This window comes from Barnesiella sp. An22, assembly GCF_002159975.1.
In the GTDB taxonomy this organism is placed as follows: Bacteria; Bacteroidota; Bacteroidia; order Bacteroidales; family Barnesiellaceae; genus Barnesiella; species Barnesiella merdigallinarum.
The window spans coordinates 1-4,912 of sequence record NZ_NFJR01000032.1; the positions used below are offsets into that span (position 1 = coordinate 1).

Annotated in this window: 7 protein-coding genes; all 7 read left to right on the forward strand. The window is 55.2% G+C overall.

Translation table 11 applies throughout. The features are described 5' to 3' along the window. Window positions 1-872: conjugative transposon protein TraJ (traJ, locus tag B5F38_RS13885; protein ID WP_087409714.1), on the forward strand; the 872-nt coding region annotated here is incomplete at its 5' end. 33 nt (window positions 873-905) lie between these two features. Next, window positions 906-1,529, forward strand: coding sequence for a conjugative transposon protein TraK (gene traK, locus B5F38_RS13890; protein WP_087409715.1), 624 nt, complete (start codon window positions 906-908; stop codon window positions 1,527-1,529). A gap of 13 nt (window positions 1,530-1,542) precedes the next feature. Continuing rightward, window positions 1,543-1,836, forward strand: a complete 294-nt coding sequence (locus B5F38_RS13895; protein WP_087409716.1) for a TraL conjugative transposon family protein — start codon at window positions 1,543-1,545, stop codon at window positions 1,834-1,836. 4 nt (window positions 1,837-1,840) lie between these two features. Then, complete coding sequence (traM, locus tag B5F38_RS13900) at window positions 1,841-3,133, forward strand: conjugative transposon protein TraM (protein ID WP_087409717.1); 1,293 nt, start codon at window positions 1,841-1,843, stop codon at window positions 3,131-3,133. 20 nt (window positions 3,134-3,153) lie between these two features. Continuing rightward, window positions 3,154-4,125 (forward strand): conjugative transposon protein TraN, encoded by a 972-nt coding sequence (gene traN / locus B5F38_RS13905; RefSeq protein ID WP_055172646.1) that lies wholly within the window; start codon window positions 3,154-3,156, stop codon window positions 4,123-4,125. A gap of 2 nt (window positions 4,126-4,127) precedes the next feature. Then, window positions 4,128-4,700 (forward strand): conjugal transfer protein TraO, encoded by a 573-nt coding sequence (locus B5F38_RS13910; RefSeq protein ID WP_087409718.1) that lies wholly within the window; start codon window positions 4,128-4,130, stop codon window positions 4,698-4,700. Window positions 4,701-4,706: 6 nt separating this feature from the next. Then, on the forward strand, window positions 4,707-4,912 hold a 206-nt coding region (locus B5F38_RS13915), incomplete at its 3' end, for a CHC2 zinc finger domain-containing protein (protein ID WP_241147876.1).

Below are 4,912 nucleotides of genomic sequence, written 5' to 3' on the forward strand. Positions count from 1 at the left end.
TGGCGTACCGTGTCTGGCAGTCGCTGGCCAGGGCCGAACCCATTGACGTGTTCCCCCTGCTGCGCCCGTTTGCTCTGGGTATCTGCATCATGTTTTTCCCGACCATCGTGCTGGGTACGCTCAACAGCATCCTGTCACCCGTCGTGACCGGAACGCACAGGATTCTGGAGACGCAGACCTTCGACATGAACGAGTACCGGGAGCAGAAGGACAAGCTGGAGATTGAGGCGATGCGGAGGAATCCCGAGATGGCCTACCTGGTGGACAAGGAGGCTTTTGACAACAAGCTGGACGAGTTGGGAGCCCTGGACGCCATCGAGGCGTGCGGCATGTACGTGGACCGTGCCATGTACAACATGAAGAAGGCGGTGCAGAACTTTTTCAGCGAGCTGCTGGAACTGATGTTCAATGCCGCTGCACTGGTGGTGGATACGCTCAGGACCTTCTTCCTGATTGTCCTTTCCATACTCGGGCCCATCTCCTTTGCCATTTCGTGCTGGGACGGTTTCCAGGCTTCGCTCAGCCAGTGGTTTGTCCGCTATATCAGCATCTATCTGTGGCTGCCCGTCTCTGACCTTTTCAGCAGTGTGCTGGCCCGCATACAGACTCTGATGCTTCAGAAGGACATCGAGCAGCTGTCTGACCCCAACTTCATTCCGGACAGTTCCAATGCCGTGTATATCACGTTCCTTATCATCGGCATCATCGGGTATTTCACCATCCCGACCGTGGCGAACTGGATCGTGCAGGCCGGAGGAGGTGCCGGGAACTACGGAAAGAACGTGAACCAGACGGCTTCCAAGGCCGGGTCCATCGTGGGAGGCGCCACCGGTGCCGCCGTGGGCAACGTGACCGGAAGACTGTTCAAGTAATCAAGTAATGACAATCAAAAAAACTGAAAGACAATGGAATTCCAATCACTGAAAAATATCGAGACCAGCTTCCGGCATCTGCGCCTGTTCGGAATCGTCTATCTGGGCGTCTGCACCCTGCTTGTGGGCTATTCCGTGTGGAAGGCGTACAGCTTTGCCGAAGCCCAGCGCCAGAAAATCTATGTGCTGGACGAGGGAAAGTCGCTCATGCTCGCCCTCTCGCAGGACCTGGAGCAGAACCGCCCCGTAGAGGCAAGGGAGCATGTCAGACGCTTCCACGAGCTGTTCTTCACGCTGGCTCCCGATAAGAGTGCCATCGAGGGGAATGTGCAGCGTGCCATGTTCCTGAGCGACCGTTCCGCCTATTCCCATTACGGTGATCTGGCCGAACAGGGCTACTACAATAGAATCATTTCGGGCAATGTCAGCCAGCGTATCGAGATAGACAGCGTGAAGTGCGACTTCAACACCTATCCGTATGATGTCATGACATACGCACGCCTTTTCATCATCCGTGAGAAGAGCGTGACGGAACGCAGCCTTGTCACGCATGGCAGGCTGCGGAACTCCACCCGCAGTGACAACAATCCGCACGGGTTCATCCTGGAAGGGTTCCGCGTGCTGGAGAACAGGGATATCAGAATGTATGACAGATAAAAACAAGGTATGTATGAGAAAGATGTATGTAAAAATCAAGGATTTTATCGGGGGCAGGCTGCGCGGCCTTTGTGACAGGCTCACACCCCGTCAGAGGTCAATCGCCGTCATCGTGATGGCTTCCCTTTTCGCGCTGGTCAATTTCTACATGATTTTCCGGGCGGTTTATGACATCGGGCGGGAGGACTCCCGGCAGGACGTCATCAGGATTACTCCGCTTGAGGTTCCCGACTTTGTGCCGGCGGATACCCTTTCCGACGTGAAAATCCGTGAGATGGAAGAGTTTTTTAACCAGTTCAACAGGTAAGGTTATGAGTACGGATGCAGAAAAATTGAAACAGAAGCAGAAAATCAGGAAATATCTGGTTTTCACCGGTATGTTCCTCCTGTTCCTCGGGTGTATATGGCTGATTTTCGCCCCGTCCGAGAAAGACAGGCAGGAGGCGGAAAGGAAGACGGGCTTCAATGCCGAACTTCCCGACCCGAGGGGTACGGGTATCGAGGCGGACAAGATGGCTGCCTATGAGCAGGCGGACATGGTTCGCCGGCAGGAGGAGAAGAAGCGTACGCTGGCCGACTTCTCCGCCCTGACCGATGGACACAGACAGGATAATGTCCCGGAAACAGAACCGGCGCAGGACATTGCAAGTGAAAATGAAAGCCGTGCGTACCATTCAGGAGGAAACGGCAGGACGGGAGCCTTCGCCTCTTCAGCCTCGGCTTACAACGACATCAACGCCACTCTCGGCAGTTTTTACGAGAGTCCTGAGGAAGACCCGGAAAAGGAAGCCCTGAAAGCAGAGGTGGAACAGCTCAGACAGGCTGCCGCAGCGCAGACGGCCGGACCGAGCTACGAGGAACAGGTGGCTCTGCTGGAGAAGTCCTATGAACTTGCCGCCAAATATATGCCTTCGGGCGGCAGCACGGGAACAGCGGACAGTCAGGAGACGGAAAGTCCCTCAAGGGAGAGGAAGGCGAAAGCCGTTCCCGTCGGGCTGGTGTCCTCTCCGGTCGTGTCGTCCCTTCCTCAGCCTCTTACCGATTCGGTACAGTTCGCGAGACTGCTTTCCGGTGCTGATATCGGCTCCCATACGGCTGTGGGCAGTGCCGGGACACAGATGGCGAGGAATACCATACGGGCCTGCGTGCATGGCGACCAGACCATTATCAGCGGACAAAGCGTGCGTCTCAGGCTGCTGGAGGCCATGCGTGTGGGAAGATATGTGCTTCCCCGCAATACCCTGCTGACCGGTGAGGGACGTATCCAGGGCGAGCGGCTTGGCATTGAAATCCTGCAGGTCGAATATGACGGCAATGTCATTCCCGTGGAACTGACCGTGCTGGACAGTGACGGACAGGACGGGATATTCATTCCCGGTTCGACGGAGGCGAATGCGGTAAGGGAAGTGGCCGCCAACATGGGACAGAATCTCGGCACGACCATCTCCATCACCAACCAGTCGGCAGGCGACCAGCTTCTCTCCGAGCTTGGACGGGGGGCCATACAGGGCGTGTCGCAGTACATCTCCAAGAAGATGCGCGAGGAGAAGGTGCATCTCAAATCAGGCTACGAACTGATGCTTTATCAGAACAACAATCAATAACCCATTAAAACAGTAAAGACATGAAAAAGATTCTTTTGATGCTTGCCCTCGCAGGCGGCGTTGCAAGTGCACATGCACAGTCGGCTGATACCACGGCCGTAAATGATTTGACCCTGAAAGCGGATATCTATCCGCAGCAGGAGGACGGCGACCTCTATCACGGGCTGTCCAGAAAGCTCACCTTTGACCGGATGATTCCGCCTTACGGTCTGGAAGTGACGTATGACAAGACGACCCATATCATCTTTCCCTCGGCTGTCCGCTACGTGGATCTCGGTTCTCCGAATCTGATTGCGGGCAAGGCGGACGGTTCAGAGAATGTAATCAGGGTAAAGGCTACCAGAAAGAATTTCCGTGAGGAGACCAACATGTCGGTGATTACCGAAAGCGGAAGTTTCTACACCTTCAATGTGAAGTATGCCGACGAGCCTCTGCTGCTCAACATCGAGATGGCCGATTTTATTAATGATGGCAGCGAGGTGAACCGCCCGAACAATGCCCTTGACATCTACCTGAAGGAACTCGGCAGCGAGTCGCCCAAGCTGGTACACCTTATTTCCAAGGCCATCCACAAGGATAACAGACGCCACATCAAGCATATCGGAAGCAAGGCGTTCGGCATCCAGTACCTGCTGCGCGGACTCTATACCCACAACGGGCTGCTCTATTTCCATACCCAGGTGAAGAACACGTCGAACGTACCTTATGAGGTGGATTTCGTGACGTTCAAGATCGTGGACAAGAAGGTACTCAAGCGCACGGCCATCCAGGAGCAGGTGATATTTCCGTTGCGTGCCTACAACTATGCCACGGCTGTCGCCGGAAAGAAGGACGAGCGTACCGTCTTTGTCTTTGACAAGTTCACCATTCCCGCCGACAAGATGCTGGTGGTGGAGATGCACGAGAAGAGCGGAGGCCGTCACCAGACCTTCACCGTGGAGAGTGAGGACATCGTGAGAGCGAGGGTGATCAATGAACTTAAAGTGAAATGACCATGAAGAAGTATCTGTTTCTTTTTGCCGTATGCGTATCGCTTGCCCTGTCATCGGGGCAGGCATACGCCCAGCGTTACCTTCCCGGAATGAAGGGCGTGGAACTCAGGGGAGGCTTTGCCGGAAGCCTGCAATCTCCGGTTGACTGGTACACGGGGTTTGCCGTGTCGGGCTATACGAAAAGGGCCAACCATTGGGTGGCTGGCGTGGAATACCTGCTGAAGAACTACGGCTATCGCGGGACTTCCGTTCCACGGGCCCAGTTTACGGCCGAGGGCGGTTATTACCTGAAGTTCCTGTCCGACCCGGCGAAGATATTCTTCCTCTCTGTCGGCGGTTCCGCCCTGGTGGGATATGAGACGTTGAACTGGGGAGAGAAGGTTCTGTATGACGGTTCCATGCTTCTTGACAGGGATGCCTTTGTCTATGGCGGAGCCCTGACGCTGGAGCTGGAAAGCTATGTGACGGACCGTATCGTGCTGCTTGCCCATGTGCGCGAACGTGTGCTTTGGGGCAGTTCTCTGGGAAAATTCACGACACAGTTCGGGCTTGGAGTCCGTTTCATCTTCAATTAGACGCCTATGGATATAGAGATGATCAGAGGCATTCCCATTGAGGAATTCCTGTCCCGTCTGGGACAGGAGCCGGTCAGACGGCATGGCGACGAATGCTGGTATCTCTCCCCGTGCCGTGAGGAAAGGACACCTTCGTTCCATGTGAACACCCGTAAGGGCGTATGGCATGACTTCGGCACCGGGCATGGAGGCGACATCTTCACCCTTGCGGG

Bases quoted from the DNA above. Each gene is read 5' to 3' on its own strand.
- traK (WP_087409715.1), top strand. From the start codon at position 906: ATGGAATTCCAATCACTGAAAAATATCGAGACCAGCTTCCGGCATCTG.
- B5F38_RS13895 (WP_087409716.1), top strand. From the start codon at position 1,543: ATGAGAAAGATGTATGTAAAAATCAAGGATTTTATCGGGGGCAGGCTG.
- traM (WP_087409717.1), top strand. From the start codon at position 1,841: ATGAGTACGGATGCAGAAAAATTGAAACAGAAGCAGAAAATCAGGAAA.
- traN (WP_055172646.1), top strand. From the start codon at position 3,154: ATGAAAAAGATTCTTTTGATGCTTGCCCTCGCAGGCGGCGTTGCAAGT.
- B5F38_RS13910 (WP_087409718.1), top strand. From the start codon at position 4,128: ATGAAGAAGTATCTGTTTCTTTTTGCCGTATGCGTATCGCTTGCCCTG.